General features: G+C 42.1%; 12 protein-coding genes and 1 pseudogene. 1 reads left to right on the forward strand and 12 read right to left on the reverse strand.

Annotated features, from left to right (window positions below):
* Positions 1 to 566, forward strand: a pseudogene (locus B4F91_RS05420) (elongation factor G); the annotation flags it as partial.
* Positions 567 to 907: 341 nt separating this feature from the next.
* On the opposite strand, the gene mdoH reads toward B4F91_RS05420, so the two are convergent.
* The 12 genes from mdoH to B4F91_RS05480 form a co-directional block, all read right to left on the reverse strand.
* Positions 908 to 2,869, reverse strand: a complete 1,962-nt coding sequence (mdoH, locus tag B4F91_RS05425) for a glucans biosynthesis glucosyltransferase MdoH (RefSeq protein ID WP_286937936.1) — start codon at positions 2,867 to 2,869, stop codon at positions 908 to 910.
* Positions 2,841 to 4,460, reverse strand: a complete 1,620-nt coding sequence (locus tag B4F91_RS05430) for a glucan biosynthesis protein (RefSeq protein ID WP_054983610.1) — start codon at positions 4,458 to 4,460, stop codon at positions 2,841 to 2,843. The genes mdoH and B4F91_RS05430 overlap by 29 nt, the downstream gene beginning before the upstream one ends.
* A gap of 325 nt (positions 4,461 to 4,785) precedes the next feature.
* Positions 4,786 to 7,515: an ExeM/NucH family extracellular endonuclease gene (locus tag B4F91_RS05435; RefSeq protein ID WP_286937934.1), complete on the reverse strand. Its 2,730-nt coding sequence runs from the start codon at positions 7,513 to 7,515 to the stop codon at positions 4,786 to 4,788.
* Between the two features lie 130 nt (positions 7,516 to 7,645).
* Complete coding sequence (gene hemB / locus B4F91_RS05440; protein ID WP_288635411.1) at positions 7,646 to 8,656, reverse strand: porphobilinogen synthase; 1,011 nt, start codon at positions 8,654 to 8,656, stop codon at positions 7,646 to 7,648.
* Positions 8,657 to 8,668: 12 nt separating this feature from the next.
* The gene (locus B4F91_RS05445) at positions 8,669 to 10,516 is read right to left on the reverse strand and encodes a sensor domain-containing diguanylate cyclase (RefSeq protein WP_286937930.1); all 1,848 of its coding nucleotides are present in this window, start codon (positions 10,514 to 10,516) and stop codon (positions 8,669 to 8,671) included.
* Entirely contained in the window at positions 10,516 to 11,301 is a 786-nt protein-coding gene (locus tag B4F91_RS05450; RefSeq protein ID WP_055255450.1) for a TatD family hydrolase, read from the reverse strand. Before B4F91_RS05450 ends, B4F91_RS05445 begins: the two co-directional genes overlap by 1 nt.
* Entirely contained in the window at positions 11,301 to 11,831 is a 531-nt protein-coding gene (locus B4F91_RS05455; RefSeq protein ID WP_054983614.1) for a hypothetical protein, read from the reverse strand. Before B4F91_RS05455 ends, B4F91_RS05450 begins: the two co-directional genes overlap by 1 nt.
* 1 nt (position 11,832) lies before the next feature.
* Complete coding sequence (gene tatC, locus B4F91_RS05460; protein WP_286937927.1) at positions 11,833 to 12,573, reverse strand: twin-arginine translocase subunit TatC; 741 nt, start codon at positions 12,571 to 12,573, stop codon at positions 11,833 to 11,835.
* 48 nt (positions 12,574 to 12,621) lie between these two features.
* Entirely contained in the window at positions 12,622 to 12,951 is a 330-nt protein-coding gene (gene tatB / locus B4F91_RS05465; protein ID WP_288635413.1) for a Sec-independent protein translocase protein TatB, read from the reverse strand.
* Positions 12,952 to 12,956: 5 nt separating this feature from the next.
* Positions 12,957 to 13,211, reverse strand: coding sequence for a Sec-independent protein translocase subunit TatA (tatA, locus tag B4F91_RS05470; RefSeq protein WP_004587475.1), 255 nt, complete (start codon positions 13,209 to 13,211; stop codon positions 12,957 to 12,959).
* A gap of 79 nt (positions 13,212 to 13,290) precedes the next feature.
* A complete protein-coding gene (ubiB, locus tag B4F91_RS05475; protein ID WP_138577397.1) occupies positions 13,291 to 14,895 on the reverse strand; it encodes a ubiquinone biosynthesis regulatory protein kinase UbiB in 1,605 nt (534 codons plus the stop codon).
* A gap of 9 nt (positions 14,896 to 14,904) precedes the next feature.
* On the reverse strand, positions 14,905 to 15,588 hold the full coding sequence (locus B4F91_RS05480) for a ubiquinone biosynthesis accessory factor UbiJ (protein WP_286937925.1): 684 nt from the start codon (positions 15,586 to 15,588) through the stop codon (positions 14,905 to 14,907).
* Between the last annotated feature and the right edge of the window lie 10 nt (positions 15,589 to 15,598).

Consider the following 15,598-nt stretch of genomic DNA (forward strand, 5'->3'; position numbering starts at 1 on the left):
ATTACCGCATCAAGCCAGGCGAAGCGAATTCAGGCTTCACGTTCACTTCATCAGTTGTTGGTGGTAACGTACCGAAAGAATTCTGGCCTGCAGTTGAGAAAGGCTTCAAGTCAATGATGAACGAAGGTGTTCTAGCTGGCTTCCCAGTACTTGACGTTGAAGTAGAACTTTTCGACGGTGGCTTCCACGCCGTGGATTCATCTGCAATCGCATTCGAAATCGCTGCTAAAGGCGCTTTCCGTCAATCGATCCCTAAAGCGGGCGCACAACTTCTTGAGCCAATCATGAAAGTTGACGTGTTCACGCCAGAAGATCACGTTGGTGACGTAATCGGTGACCTTAACCGTCGTCGTGGTATGCTAAGCGACCAAGAAGCTGGTTTAACTGGCGTTCGCATTAAAGCAGACGTTCCGTTATCAGAAATGTTTGGTTACATCGGTTCACTACGTACAATGACATCAGGTCGTGGTCAGTTCTCTATGGAGTTCTCACACTACGCAGCATGTCCACAAAACGTAGCTGACACTGTAATCGCTGCAGAAAAAGAGAAAAAAGCAGCTAAGTAATTAGCTCTGTAACTCTTTAAAAAAACCCGCACATGTGCGGGTTTTTTATTGCCTACGATTTAATTACTCTTTGAGTTAGCGTCTCTCAAAAACAGTAATACCAACAATGACAACCTAAATAAAAGGCTGCTTAAAGCGGTGAGCTATACATGCTTTAATTAAAGCTGAAGTGATGACTGTAGGAGCAATGGCTGCTTAGCTTCGCACAGAGTGCGTAAGAGCGCTCACCTAATACAGTAAGTGAGGTGCAGTTATGAAAGGGAAGTTGTATAGCGGCTTATTTTAGGTATAAAAAAAGGAGCAATCATGCTCCTTTTTGTATTTAGTGCGTGCCCATTGCGCTAATTAAACTTCTTAATTGCTTTAGCTCTTAGCGCTTTCATCTTTGGCAAGCGAGGCTTATTAAAGCTTTGTATGGGCATAACCACTAAATGCTCTTGTGGCAGGGCTGGCACCGTTTTAGGGTATTGCCCAGGCTCTGGTACCGAAATCTCTTTTAAATGCACTTTAAGGTTGTTTAGCATAGGGTCGTTATCAACTTCGCTAGGGCAAATAAATATTCCCATTTTACGCAGTTGCACACCTAACTTAATGCTACTGGTGTAGCGTATTATTGGCGCTCCAAGTAATAGACCAAGTAATATAGGCGATAACCACCAAAAGAACACTGGCGTAAAGTAATAGGCTGTAGCGCCCCATACTATGGCAACTAAGGTAGAAAATAGTGTGTAATTAAACGCTTCTTTCCACGGTACCATACGGCCTTCGCGCGGTTGTGCATCCCACTTAACTTTTTTACCCAAAAATACACATACTACAAAGTAAGCATGAAACACCATCATAAGTGGTGCCACAATAATGGCAAATACAGTCTCTATTATTGAGCCTAGTATTAATTTAAACGAGCCGCCAAAGCGCTTATTTCTGTGCACTAGCGTGACAATTACACCCATTAATTTAGGCACCAATAATATAATAATGGTTAAATAAAGTAGTGAATCAATTAGGTCTGTTTTAGCTATTTGCCACGTTGGGAATAACTGATAAACCCGATTAAAGTACACATCGCTATTTAATGCACGTGTTACCGCATCTATGGTGCTTAGTGCCAGCATAGATAACCAAATAAGCGATGAAATATAAGCGGTTGCGCCTAATAAAAAGTGAAACTTACTCATTAACTTTAATTTAGACGAGCCTAATAAACCAAGATGCTGAATGTTACCTTGCACCCAACGTCTGTCGCGTATGGCATAATCTAAAATGTTACTTGGTACTTCTTCGTAGCTACCTTCAATATCGCTAAGTAATAGAACATCCCAGCCTGCACTGTGCAGTAGTGAAGCTTCTACAAAGTCATGACTTAAAATTTCGCCACCAAAGGGGGCATTGCCTTCAAGCGTAGGTAAACCACAATAGTTAATAAATGCTTCAACACGAATAATGGCATTGTGGCCCCAATAATTAGCTTTGTCGGTTTGCCAAAAAGCAGACCCCGTTGCCAGCATTGGGCTGTAAAGCACAGAGGCAAATTGTAAAAAACGACCAAAGTAGGTGTCTTGACGAACTGGAATAGGAATAGTTTGAATTAAGCCAGCTTGCGGGTTGTTGATCATGCTTGTGGTCAGCTCTAGCATACATTTACCCGTCATTACGCTGTCGGCATCAAGTACAATCATGTGATCGTATTGGCTGCCCCAGCGCTCGCAAAAGTCGGTTAAGTTACCTACTTTACGGTGTTTATTATCTTCGCGGCGACGATAGAAAACCTGTTTTGCAGTATCGCCTAAACGCTCACATAAAGCATGCCATGCGCTTAGCTCGTTTTGTGCTATTTCAGGGTCTTGCGTGTCGCTGAGTAAATAAAAGTCAAAATTGGCAAGTTGCCCAGTCTCTTTTAGCGATTGTAAGCTCACTTCAAAGCCGGCAATAACACGGTGCGTGTCTTCGTTATAAATAGGCATAACTACCGCGGTTTTTTGCTGTGCAAGCGCGGTATTGTCAAACTCAATAGGCTTAATGCGTCTTAGGGTGAGCGGGTCAATACGAAAAAATTGCAGTACAAATCCTATCGTGCCGCTACAAAATGCCGTAACAATCCATGCAAAGGTTATTGAAAATAAAACCAATAGCGCATATTCAAGCAAGGTCATTCCGTTTGAGCTTAAAATTTCAAACATAATGGAGATGCCGTACCCTGAAACAGTGAGTGCTGCAATAGCAAATAACCATACGCGCAGTGTTTTGAATGGCATTGGTGTGCCCTTTCCTTTATTACTTGATGTCATTTGGGTACCAAACATAGCTCCATACCTCACTAATTTCTTTATCACGAAGTTTTAACGATAAACGCATATCTACGGGTTGATCGTCCTGTGGTGCAATTTTAAACGCTACTCGCCAACCAAGAGATTTAGGAAGTTTTTGCACTGTTACATCCCTTACTTCACCTGTTGTAAGCTGAATGTCGGCTTCAAGTGTTAGCTTTTCAGACAGGTTGTTTAAATCGGGGCCTGCAAAGTCGACGGTAAACTGGCGATGGCTTTGCGGTGGTGGATTATCTTCACCTGGCAGCGCTGCGCTACCAATACGTGTGCGTGTTACACGCGCCTTTTGGTGTTGAGTTAAATGGGCGTTAAAGGTGCTCATTTTGTAGCTTAGCTTTAATGAATCACCAGCTTTCATTGGCTTTTCAGGCACCCAGTAACTCACTATATTGTCGTTCGTTTCTGTATCTGTTGGTATTTCTACTAGCTCAACTCGGCCATTTCCCCATTCACCTTTTGGCTCTATCCACAGGCTTGGACGGTCGTGGTAGTGCGCTTCAGTATCTAGGTAATTGTTAAAGTCACGGTCACGCTGTGCTAAACCAAACCCCTTAGGGTTGGTGTACGAAAACGAGGTAACGCTTAACTGTGTTGGGTTGTTAAGCGGGCGCCATACCCATTTGTTATCAGCTGACTGTGTTAACAAGCCGTCTGAATCATGCACTTCTGGGCGGTAGTCATCAAAAAACTTAGTGCTGTTTTCACCGTGGTAAAACATACTTGTTAAAGGGGCTACGCCTAGCTTTTTAATATCTTTACGGGCAAAAATTTGCATATCAACATCAACTAACATACTGGTTGTTGGGTCAATATCAAATTTGTAAGCGCCTGATACCGAAGGGCTATCAAGCAATGCAAAAATAGTGATGTTAGTTTGCTCAGCCTGGGGCTTAACAAGCCAAAACTCTTTAAACATAGGGAACTCTTCACCCGATGTTTCCGCGGTATCGATTGCTAATCCGCGTGCTGATAAACCATATACTTGATTAGGACCAACAACTCTAAAATAAGAGGCCCCTTGAAACACCATTACCTCATCTTTGTATTCGTTTGTGTTAATTGGGTAATGTAAGCGAAAGCCTGCATGGCCTAGTTGCGTGCCGGCTACGCTTTTTGCTATTTCGTCTTTTAAAGGGGCGGCTGTGCCATCGTATTGATAAAAATCAGTACTGAAAGGTAGGCGGTTACGTTTTGAGTCGCCTTCTACGGTATTAATTGTTACCGGTGTTTTATATAAAAAACCAGGGTGAAAGAGTTGTAGCTCATACAGACCTTCATCTTTCCACACCGATTTGTCCTGCTTAAATCGAATTGAGCGGTAATCTTGGTAATCAATGTTATTTAATGCTTCTAGCTCTATATTTTTTGGAGGTGCATATTCTTGTTCTGCTAGTTTTTTAGCGCGGGCGCTTATTACTTCAAATAGGCTTTCTTGCGGAATTGCTGCATCAACACTTGCTGCTATTGCCTGCGTGCTATAGCCCCAGCCAGAAAAAATAAAAAGTAGACCCAATAATGGCGTTGCTTTTTTCTGCCAAGTAGGAGGTGTTTGGGTTAATTGTTTCATTTCCATTCCTTTATAAAAACACGACTTATTTTTACGCTTAGGGTTTGTTACTTAACTACTACACAAGGGTGACGAACTTATAGTGCAACTTTTAATCCGTAAATAAAGTGTTTACATTTCAACAGGTAAATTTATTAAAAAGGGTTTTAACTACGGCTTATGTGTAAAAAATACTCATTTAATGTATTTGTTGCGCGGCTAATTCTATTAATAGTTAATAAACGGTATGGAAGATATTAAGGGTTGTTTACTGAAGCTTGTCTGAATTACATTTTTATAAGCATAAAAAAAGCCGCAAAAATGCGGCTTTAATACAAATCACTCGTTATTTTTTCTTAAATCTGCGCACTAATGAAAGTGGCGCTAATAAAAGAGATAACCAAAGCAATGAGCCTGAGTCGTTATCGTCATCACCACGTAGGTTGTTTACTCTTACTACAACCGTTTGTGCTTCAGATACGTTACCTACACTATCCTCTGCTTGTACTGTAAGGGTAATACGATTTTCAAACTCGTAATCTACTTCGCTTGCAACAATTAACTGACCTTGCTCGTTAATTGATACAGAATCGTTACCTGATACGATAAATTTAACCACAGGTGATACATCAGCATTAGGGTCGCTAAAATCAAGTGTGCCAATCACAGTGCCTACAGCGCTGTTTTCATCTACTGTGAATATTTGATCAGGTGCAATTACCGGTGTTTGCTCTTCAGGGGTAAGTACTACTTCAGATTTTATATCAACAATCACAGGGTCGTGATCAGATGCACGGTATGGCCCTTCTGCGTATAGCGTAGATTGATGACCTTCGCTCTTAAACTCTAGGTTGTAATCAAGCACGATAGGCTCATCAGCATTGATATGCCAATCATTTGCTGCAACAACTTTGCTTAGTAAAGACTCGGTTGCTAAAGCATGATCAAGGCTACCTGCACGGCCAGAGAAGCTATAAGAGTAGCTTAGTGTATCGCCATCAAGCTCTGCGACTACGTTTTTATAGCCTTTTTCATCAAACTTACGGATTGGGTCTTCCATTGCATAAGCGTTCATATCACCAACAAGAATGATATCTTCGTCATCTACGCCAGTAGGTTTGTTGTCTAACCAATCAGTAAACGCATCAGCAGCTTCGGTACGAATTTCATTCCAACAGCCTTGGCCATCACCTAGGTCGTCGTTGTTATCATCACCACAGCTCCCTTTAGATTTAAGGTGGGCTACAGAAACAGTAAATACTTCATCTGTTGAAAGTGACTTAAAGCTTTGTGTAATTGGTGCACGGTTGCTGTAATCAAACGGATAATCAGTAGTAATAGCCGCTGTGCCTACTTCTTCTACTTTATCTGCGCGGTAAATAAGGGCTGTGGTGATTTCGTCGGTACCAATTTGGGCTACGTTAAAATCTACAAACGCGTAGTTGTTAGCGCTGTCAGCATCGTTTAATGCATTTACTAAACTTGCTATAGCACTGAACTCACCAAAGCCATCATTTTCAATTTCCATTAAGCCAACAACATCAGCTTGCATTGCACTAATAGCACTTACAAGTTTTGCTTCTTGACGTACAAACTCTTCTTCTGAGTCTGCACCACGGCTAGTAGGGAAACCACCGCCTTGGCCATCACCGTTAAAGTAGTTAAGTACGTTAAAGCTGGCGATTCGTAAATCGGCTTCTTCACTTTGCTCAGGCGCATCTTCACGCGCATTAGTCGCTATAAACTGTGGTGTAACTGTTGGGTGAATGCGATACGTGCTAAAGCTGTATGTAACTACCCCTGTTACCGCATTTACAGTATCGCCGGTACGTAGAGTATTTTCTGCCGATAGGCCTGGCGCTGGGTAAGCCGATGGATCTGAGTTTTGAGCTGTAGAGCCATCATCTAATAAGATTTTTTTAGTCAAGTTAGCCGCTTCAACAGCATTGGCTGCATCACCTGGCAATGCAACTTGAGTGCCTTGGTATAAACGCTCAGTGGCTAGTTCTACTTCACCATAGCGACCTAAGCCGTAGTTGTTAGTAACTACAAGTGTTTGGTCTAGGCTTACTAGCATACCTTCATAAGCTTCTAAGTCAGCTTGGCTCTCTAAAGGTAAGCTTATTGAGGTTGCAGAGGCCGCTTCGTCAGTACCACATACTGCAATTTGTGTTACATCTGCAAGTTGTGTTGAATCATAGTATTCATCAACCGTACCTTGTACGCGCACGTGGTCACCTACATTTACATCGGTATCAGTAAAGTATACAAATAGACCTTCAGAGGTCATTGGGTCGTTATCTACATCTGCAGCAAGCGAGCTTACAAAGAAACCACCTAAGCCATCTTCACCTTGAAAATCGGCAGTGACAATACCTTCAATTTCAACAAGGGTATCTACTAACGGGCTTGCTTCACCTGCACCTTGCACAGCGCTAATTAGCGTTTTATCTGCGCCACATACAAGCGGTTCTAATGGTTCTGGCTCAGGGTCTGGCGCAGGAGCCGTACCACCATCGCCAGCATGCGAGCCTAAGCCGTCAAAGGTGTCAATATCAAACTGTTCCCATTCATCGCTAGGATTAAAAGTTGCAGTTGAGTCAGTTCGACCCGTTGTGATGCTATTTTTTCTTCGTAAGGTTTTATTTTGAGTTTGTACGGTATCATCAGACCAAAAAGAGCCAGGATCAACACCCACTTGGCCAAAGCTATCAACCACCACACCATCTTTAGTTAAAACAAGGGCATCGTCACCGTTGTAGTAAGTTACTGTGCTGGTTTCATCTGCAATATCAAGAATGGCAGCGGCTGCACTAGGGTTTGAAATGATAAAGGTGGTATTGGCAGCCAATGTGCCTGATAAATCAATTGAGTTACCTACCGAACTACTACCATTTGAATAAAGTCCTAAAGTATAACCTTCAAGAGAAAGCTCGGTATCAGCATTGTTATAAAGCTCAATCGCTTTATTGTTGCTGCTGCCTTCGATGTATTCAGAAATGATTAGATCGGCGGAGGCTGGTGCACTGAGGCTTGCTAATACAAGCGCCAGTGGCGTTATTTTCGTTTTTAACATTTTTTATTATTCCCGTGTATTTAAATCCCAAAATGGGACACCAGTTTAGGCAATCTAAATGACAAAAAGAATACAAATATGTTAATGATTGTAAAAAAATTAAGGCGGCGTACCGCCTTTGATAACATGTTTAATTATTTTGCAGCCATTGCGCGGCCTGCTTGGCAAAATACGTTAAAATACCATCCGCTCCGGCGCGTTTAAATGCCAGTAATGATTCCATAATTGTGGCCTCTTCACTCAACCAGCCGTTATCGATTGCCGCTTTGTGCATTGCATATTCGCCACTGACCTGATATGCGAAAGTAGGTACACCAAATTCATCTTTAACACGACGAACAATATCAAGGTACGGCATACCGGGTTTCACCATCACCATGTCGGCGCCTTCTTGTAAATCAAGTGCCACTTCACGAATTGCCTCATCAGAGTTGGCAGGATCCATTTGATACGTTTTTTTGTCGGCCCCTTTCAAGTTACCTGCAGAGCCAACAGCGTCTCTAAACGGCCCGTAATAGCTAGAGGCATATTTAGCTGAGTAAGCCATTATGCGTGTGTGAATATGTCCATCTGCTTCAAGTGCTTCGCGAATAGCACCAATACGGCCATCCATCATGTCAGAGGGTGCAACAACATCGGCACCTGCCTCGGCGTGCGAAAGCGCCTGCTTAACAAGAATTTCAGTGGTTATGTCATTAATTACATAACCTTCATCATCAATAATGCCGTCTTGGCCATGAGTAGTAAATGGGTCAAGGGCTACATCGGTAATAACCCCAAGCTCAGGAAAAGCTTCTTTTAAAGCACGAACAGTGCGTTGTGCTAAGCCATCTTCATTGTACGCTTCTTCGGCCATCAAAGATTTTTTGTCAGCAGGGGTTACCGGAAAAATAGCGACGGCAGGTACACCTAAATCTACAAGCTCTTTAGCTTCTTCAAGCAATAAATCAATTGATAAACGCTCAATTCCTGGCATTGATTCAATTGCTTCGCGGCGGTTTTTACCTTCAAGTACAAATACCGGAAAAATTAAATCGTTTACCGATAGTTGGTTTTCGGCCATAAGACGGCGAGAAAAATCACTGCGGCGCATTCTACGCATGCGGGTATATGGGAAAAGGTCGAGTCCTGATTGGGCCATGTTACTAAGCTCCTACTGTGGAATTGGAAAACTAATTACTTGATTTCGGCCATGTTGTTTAGCGAAATAGAGCGCTTTATCTGCGTCGTCTGTAAATAGCTCAGGGTTACTAATATCGTTTACTACAGCGCTGTTTACGCCAGCACTAATGGTTACTTTTACGGCTGTTCCGGCTACGTTTACGGTATTACTCTCTACGGCTTGGCGAATTTTTTCCGCAATATCAACAGCCCCCTCTTTTGGGGTGTTAGGTAGCAAAACAACAAACTCTTCGCCGCCGTAGCGAGCAACTTCGTCCAACGGGCGTTTTAAATGCTGTTTTATAATGTCGGCTACAGCGCGTATTACTTGGTCGCCGGTTAAGTGCCCGTAGTTATCATTTACGCGTTTAAACCGGTCTATATCGAGCATAATCATACTCAAAGGCGTTTGTTCACGCCGAGAGCGACGCAGTTCCATCACTAATTTTTTATCAAAAAAGCGACGATTTTTAACGCCACTCAGCGCGTCTTCCATATTAAGTAGCTCAAGCTCGCGGTTTTTATCTTCTAGTTCACGCAAAGTGACTTGTAGCTCAAAGGTGCGCTCATCAACTAACGACTCTAATTCTTTTTGTGTTTGGGCTTGCAGCGCGAGCCGCTCATTTAATAGTGTATCTTGGGCTGCATTTTCAGCAATCAAGGTTTGTTGAGCAATAACTTGTTCATCACGCTCTAAAATAAAGCGCTTCATAACGCCATAACATAGGCAAAATGTACTACCAAAAAAGCATATAAAAACAAAAGCTAAGCTACTTCTACCTAAAGGGTATAAGCCAAATACCGCAACAATAAGGTACACCATAACAAGTAAAAATAGCATGAGTGCAATTAGTAGTGCTTGAATTGGTTTTGAAGGCGCATTTTGCTGGCAGATGTAGGCGCTTACCAAGCAATAAATAATAACAATCGGGCTCGCCAGTAAGCTAAATGGGGTAAACACTGTGCTAGGTAAAGCCCACATAAACAGCAGGCTAATTGCGTAAATATTAGCAACAATGGTTTGCCATTTTAGTAGTTTAGAGGCTTTAGGTTGGCACAGTTGTTTTTGTAGCGGCACAAAAGCAAGCGTAGTGAGCATTAGTAAAACAGGTATCATTACTTGCTGTAATGAAGGCGAATTTGGATGAAAATAACGAGCGCCAAAACCGCATAAATAAGCCAGAAGCACACCTAAGGTCAGCGTAATAATGCCTGCATAAGCAAAATACAACTTGCGCGAAAACCCATACAAAACCAAGCAACTTATGGCCAATGAAAATAAAAAACCAATGAGTAAGCCATAAATTAAATTAAGCTTACCTTTATGCGCTAGGTAGGCATCTGGTTGCCATAAAGTCAGCGGGATGCGCAGCCCAGCACTGTTGTTAACCTTCATTATTACGGTGCTAATACTATTTGCCGGCAGCCTCAAGGTTGCTAATAAAGATTCACTTTTTATTAGCCGTGATGAGAGCTTAAAGTTATCGCCAGTTTGCATGTGTGAGAGCAGTGCTGAATTATAAAAATGAAAAATTTGCGCTTCATTTAACAGCGGGTTATCGAGCGATAAAATAGGGCTTATATTGTTATTTAAGGTATTTTTAACTGTAAACTTGACCCATACAGGGCGTTGTTCAAACCCTAAATTTAATGGCTTATCACTTACTGTTTGCCAGTCGTTAACCTCATGGTAGGCATTGTTTGCTGTGGTGGGCGTAAACGAATAGCTCAGGGTGTCTATTTTTATTGATTTAAAATTTTCAGAAATTACGGGGTTTGCAACACTGCAAAATGAACAAAGGAGCATAAATAGGCTAAATAGCGCCTTTGGGCTTGTCATTAGCGACCTGCTATATCAAATAAGCTATAAAAGTTAGCCGTACTATGGGTGGCAATAGTACTTGGTTCAACGTTATAAAGCTTAGCGAGTGTTTCACACACATAGCTAAGATAGGCGGGCTCATTTTTACGTGATTTTGGTTTAGGGGTTATTGTGCGTGGAATTAAAAAAGGCGCATCGGTTTCTATTAATAACCGCTCAAGCGGGATACTTGGCACCAATTGTTGCAATGCTTTACCGCGGCGCTCGTCACACACCCACCCAGTAATGCCAATATAAAGGCCTAATTCTAAATAATCTTTAAGTGCTTGGGCATTGCCTGTAAAGCAATGCAGCACGCCACGTACGTTATAGTTAGCCAAAATATTTAGCATATCTTCGCTTGCGTCACGTTCGTGTAAATAAACAGGTAGGTTTAGTTTTTCAGCTAACGCTAACTGGCGTTTTAATACGCTGCGCTGAATATCGCGAGGAGAAAAATCGCGATTATAATCAAGCCCACACTCACCAATGGCCACAACGCAATCGTTACTAGCAAGCTGCGTTAAAGTGGTTTCAAGTTCATCGGTGGCGTCTTTAGCGTCATGTGGATGCACGCCAGCAGTAGAAAACTGATTATATTGTTTTGCTAATGTAAGCGATTGTTCGCTACTAGGCACATCGCAGCCGATCAGTAACATAGCTTGCACGCCCGCGGCATTTGCGCGGGCAATAATGGCCTGATGCTCACCTTCAAACTGGTGATTGGTTAAATTAACGCCGGCATCAACTAACGTGTAGGTCATTACTGAGTGCGCTTCACACGGATTGAGCGGTTTTGACCATCTTTACGAAGTAAAAAAGAATTAAATACACCGCGGCTAATAACCACTGTGTCTGACTCTTTTAATTTAAGGCTGTCAGAGCCAATTTGACGCCATTGCTGATCGTTATCAAGGGTAATAATGAGCTCGCCATAAGGAGCTTTTCTAACTGATGATACTAATGCTGTGATATTTTCGTCTTTATCTTTAGTGATCTCTTTATGCTCAAGGCCAAAATCATCTGCTTTAGCAGCAGGCGCTGCTTTAGAAACAGCTGCAACAGGTGCACTTACGTTTGGCGATACATTGGTTACGGCTTTTGGTGGGGTAAGGGTTTTTTTCTCACTAGGTTTAGTAAGCGGTTTACCTGCCACTGTGTTGTCATAACATAGTAAACGGTTAAAGTCGTTTTCAATAAAGCTACATGCTTGCAAAGCTTGCACGTTAATTTCTTGCGCTGCAAACGTCGGTGCGCTTAGTAAAACCAGTAGTGAGAGTAGTTGTTTTTTCATTTTATTCCTCAGATTCCTGTTGTTCTTTAGCGCTATAAAATTTCGCTAAAATTAACCCTAGCTCAAATAAAAGCAGCATAGGAAGTGCTAATAGTGTTTGTGATAACACATCGGGCGGTGTTAAAAACATCGCCACAACAAATACACCAACCACAATATAAGGGCGTTTTTGCTTTAAACTCTGCGTGGTTGTAGCGCCACTCCAACATAGCAACATTATGGCTACGGGTATTTCAAACGCCACACCAAATGCAAAAAATAGCTTAAGTACAAATCCTAAATAGCTACTAATATCCGGTGCTAGGGTCATCATTTGCGGCCCTACACTAGTAAAAAAGCCTAATATAATAGGAAGCACTATAAAGTAGCAAAAAGCGATACCGCCATAAAATAGCAAAATACTTGAGGTCAAAATTGGCATTAGCATGCGTTTTTCGTGTTGGTATAAGCCAGGTGCTATAAATCCCCAAATTTGATGCAATATCCACGGAATAGCGCCAAACAAGGCAACAAATAGCGTTAGTTTAAACGGTGCAAAAAACGGTGCCGTAACATCGGTAGCTATCATAGTGGCAGTGCTTGGTAAATGTGCGACTAAAGGGGCGGCTACAAACTCATATATATCATTGGCAAAATACACTAGGCCAATAAATATCACTAAAATACTAAAAAGTGATTTAATAAGCCGATCGCGCAGCTCAATTAAGTGAGCGACGAACCCTGATTTAGCTTGTTCAGACATTATTTTTTATACCACGTAATAAGTTGACCACAAATAGGGGAATTAATTTCACTTTTTTTCATCGAGTTGTTCGCTAGATGACGTGCTTGAAGTGTTTTTATAGCTATGAGTAACCGACTGCGCTGCTTTTTGCAGTTCATCAACCGATTGTTGTAGCTCAGGGCTTAAATCTTTAAGCTCTTGTTGCTCTGCTTTTTTTAGGTTTTCGTGAAGCTCGTGTATGCGTAGCTCTTCACTCACTTCTGCTTTAACTGAGTTGGCCATCGACTTAACGGTTTTTACCCAGCGCATTACGGTGCGAATGGCAACCGGTAACCGCTCAGGGCCAAGTACCACTAGGCCAACAATAAAAACAACAACGAGCTCCCACATTCCCATATTGCTTAAACCTTAGTATCGTCTTTGGTTTTTTCAGTGCTTTGTGTCTGTGTTGGCGCTGCTTTTTGAGACTCTTGGATTTGCTCAGCTTTTTCGCTTTCAGTCTCTTTAGTTTGATCATCAGACATGGCTTTTTTAAACCCTTTTACTGCACCGCCTAAATCACCACCCATGCCGCGTAGTTTTTTAGTACCAAAAAGAAGTACGATAATCGCTAAAACAATCAATAATTGCCAAATACTAATGCCACCTAAACCCATGGTTATCTCCAACTGATAAATGCTTAAATGTTTATTTTAAGTACTAATTATACGCCCTGTGGCATAAATAGCACTTAGTTTATGTGTTACGCCACGCCACAATAAAGCTAATTGCAGACGCTGCTAATGTTACGCCTGCCGCTATGAGGTCGTGCTGCAGATAACACAGTGCCGATACAATCAGTGTAGCACTGCCAAATAGGCTAAGTACTAGCGCTTTGTGTGACACTTTACTTGGCTGAGAATGCTGTATTTGCGGACTACGTTTTAAATTTTGATAAATTAAATCAGGTAGTTCTGGCATTTTTTCAGCCCAAAATGGCAAGTTAGCATACATTTGTTTCATTACTGATAACGGTCCAACTTGTTGTTTTACCCAATCTTCTAAAAATGGCTTAGCGGTTTTCCACAAATCAAGCTGAGGATAAAGCTGACGCCCTAAGCCCTCAACGTATAATAACGTTTTTTGTAATAATACTAACTGCGGCTGTACTTGCATGTTAAAGCGGCGTGCGGTGTTAAATAAATTAACGAGTACATGGCCAAACGATATCTCAGCCAGTGGCTTATTAAATATAGGTTCGCACACGGTACGAATTGCAAATTCAAACTCTTCTATGCTGGTATCGGGCGGAACCCAGCCCGAGTCAACATGTAGCTGAGCAACTTGGCGGTAGTCACGATTAAAAAAGGCGATAAAGTTTTCTGCGAGATAGCGTTTATCTTCTTTGTTTAATGTGCCAACAATGCCACAGTCGATACCAATATACATGGGGTTTTCAGGGTGCTCGCGAGAGACAAATATATTGCCAGGGTGCATATCAGCATGAAAAAAACTGTCTCTAAATACTTGGGTAAAAAACACTTCTACACCGCGCTCAGCGAGTAATTTCATATTGGTATTTTGCGCAATTAACGACTCGGTATCTGAGACCGGGATTCCGTAAATACGCTCCATAACCAAAACGTTACTGCGGCTATAATCGCTATAAACAGCCGGGATATATAACGAATCAGAGCCTTCAAAGTTACGCTTAAGTTGTATGCCATTTGCGCCTTCGCGCATTAAATCGAGCTCATCTAGCAAGGTTTTTTTATACTCTTTGACCACCTCGACAGGGCGTAACCTTTTTGCTTCGCTGTGTACATTGGCAAGCACTTTAGCGAGCTTTTCCATAAGTGCTAAGTCGGCATTAATTTGTGTTTTTATGTTTGGCCTAATCACTTTTATAACAACATCTTGGGTATTGTTATGGGCATCAACTAGCTTAGCAGTATGCACTTGCGCAATAGACGCTGAGGCCAATGGGGTTTGCGAAAACTCACTAAACAACTGGTTTATATCGCTAATTTCGAGCGCTTTTTCAATTATTTTTTGGGCAAGTTCGCCTTCAAAGGGCTCGACTTGGTCTTGCAAAAAAGCAAGCTCTAACGCAATGTCGTGAGGAAGTAAGTCTCGGCGGGTAGAAAGCATTTGGCCAAACTTAATCCACACTGGGCCAAGCTCTTGCAAGGCTAAGCGCAGGCGCAAGCCCGCTGGTTTATTTTTGTGCTGGTTACGTAACCAAAACAAGCTACCACGCGCAATTTTAGCGTACCAAGGTATTTTTTGTTTTGGTATTAACTCATCTAATCCGTAGCTAAGTAATGTTTTAGTGATGTAATACAATCGAGCAGTCGACACAAAAAATCCTTAGCGGCTGTTGGTGTTAGAAGAGTTGATTAATGCATTTATGCGTTGTTCAATAGCGGCCACTTGCCCTTTTAGCACTCGGTTTTGTTGTTTAAATTGTTCAAGCTCTAAAGGGTGAATAGTTACAGCGAGCTCATCTTGGCATAGGCTGGTTAATGTGGTGCTAATTTGCTGACGCGCTTTACGCTCTTTACTGCGTAAAGCGTTTAGCTGTATATAAAGTTGTTGTGCGGGCGCATCGCCAATATAATGCGATAGTTGCTCAGGCCAATCTATATCTAGCCCAGAAAATGCGGCGCTGTATGCCTGAGCGACGTTTAAGTCGCCTTGCAGGTCTAGCTTATCTTGACGAATGAACTGTGTAAGCATGGCTGGGTCTTTAAGCGCCATGAGTGTATCTATATCTGCGCTGATCATACACTCTGCGCTATCTTCATCACTGGCACTGTAAAGGTGTAATAGTTTACCATCAAAGGTTAATACTATTTGCTGCTGCCAATTGCGGATTTCGACCTTTAATGGTTTGTGCTTAACGGCACTGAGCTTATCTATTAAGGTGGCGTCGAGTTGCAGTACCTTATTAAGCACTCGCTCTATAAGCGAAAGTACAAAATTAGGTAACATAAAAAACTGCGAATCGGGTTTTGCTGCGACCACTTGCTCGCTTTTTTGCTCAAACGCCATAACTGCCTGC

The organism is Pseudoalteromonas sp. UBA6610 (assembly GCF_002433295.1).
GTDB classification, from domain to species: Bacteria; Pseudomonadota; Gammaproteobacteria; order Enterobacterales; family Alteromonadaceae; genus Pseudoalteromonas; species Pseudoalteromonas atlantica.

Coding starts and splice junctions, on each gene's coding strand:
- mdoH (WP_286937936.1), bottom strand. CDS start 2,869: ATGTTTGGTACCCAAATGACATCAAGTAATAAAGGAAAGGGCACACCA.
- B4F91_RS05430 (WP_054983610.1), bottom strand. CDS start 4,460: ATGAAACAATTAACCCAAACACCTCCTACTTGGCAGAAAAAAGCAACG.
- B4F91_RS05435 (WP_286937934.1), bottom strand. CDS start 7,515: ATGTTAAAAACGAAAATAACGCCACTGGCGCTTGTATTAGCAAGCCTC.
- hemB (WP_288635411.1), bottom strand. CDS start 8,656: ATGGCCCAATCAGGACTCGACCTTTTCCCATATACCCGCATGCGTAGA.
- B4F91_RS05445 (WP_286937930.1), bottom strand. CDS start 10,516: ATGACAAGCCCAAAGGCGCTATTTAGCCTATTTATGCTCCTTTGTTCA.
- B4F91_RS05450 (WP_055255450.1), bottom strand. CDS start 11,301: ATGACCTACACGTTAGTTGATGCCGGCGTTAATTTAACCAATCACCAG.
- B4F91_RS05455 (WP_054983614.1), bottom strand. CDS start 11,831: ATGAAAAAACAACTACTCTCACTACTGGTTTTACTAAGCGCACCGACG.
- tatC (WP_286937927.1), bottom strand. CDS start 12,573: ATGTCTGAACAAGCTAAATCAGGGTTCGTCGCTCACTTAATTGAGCTG.
- tatB (WP_288635413.1), bottom strand. CDS start 12,951: ATGGGAATGTGGGAGCTCGTTGTTGTTTTTATTGTTGGCCTAGTGGTA.
- tatA (WP_004587475.1), bottom strand. CDS start 13,211: ATGGGTTTAGGTGGCATTAGTATTTGGCAATTATTGATTGTTTTAGCG.
- B4F91_RS05480 (WP_286937925.1), bottom strand. CDS start 15,588: ATGGCGTTTGAGCAAAAAAGCGAGCAAGTGGTCGCAGCAAAACCCGAT.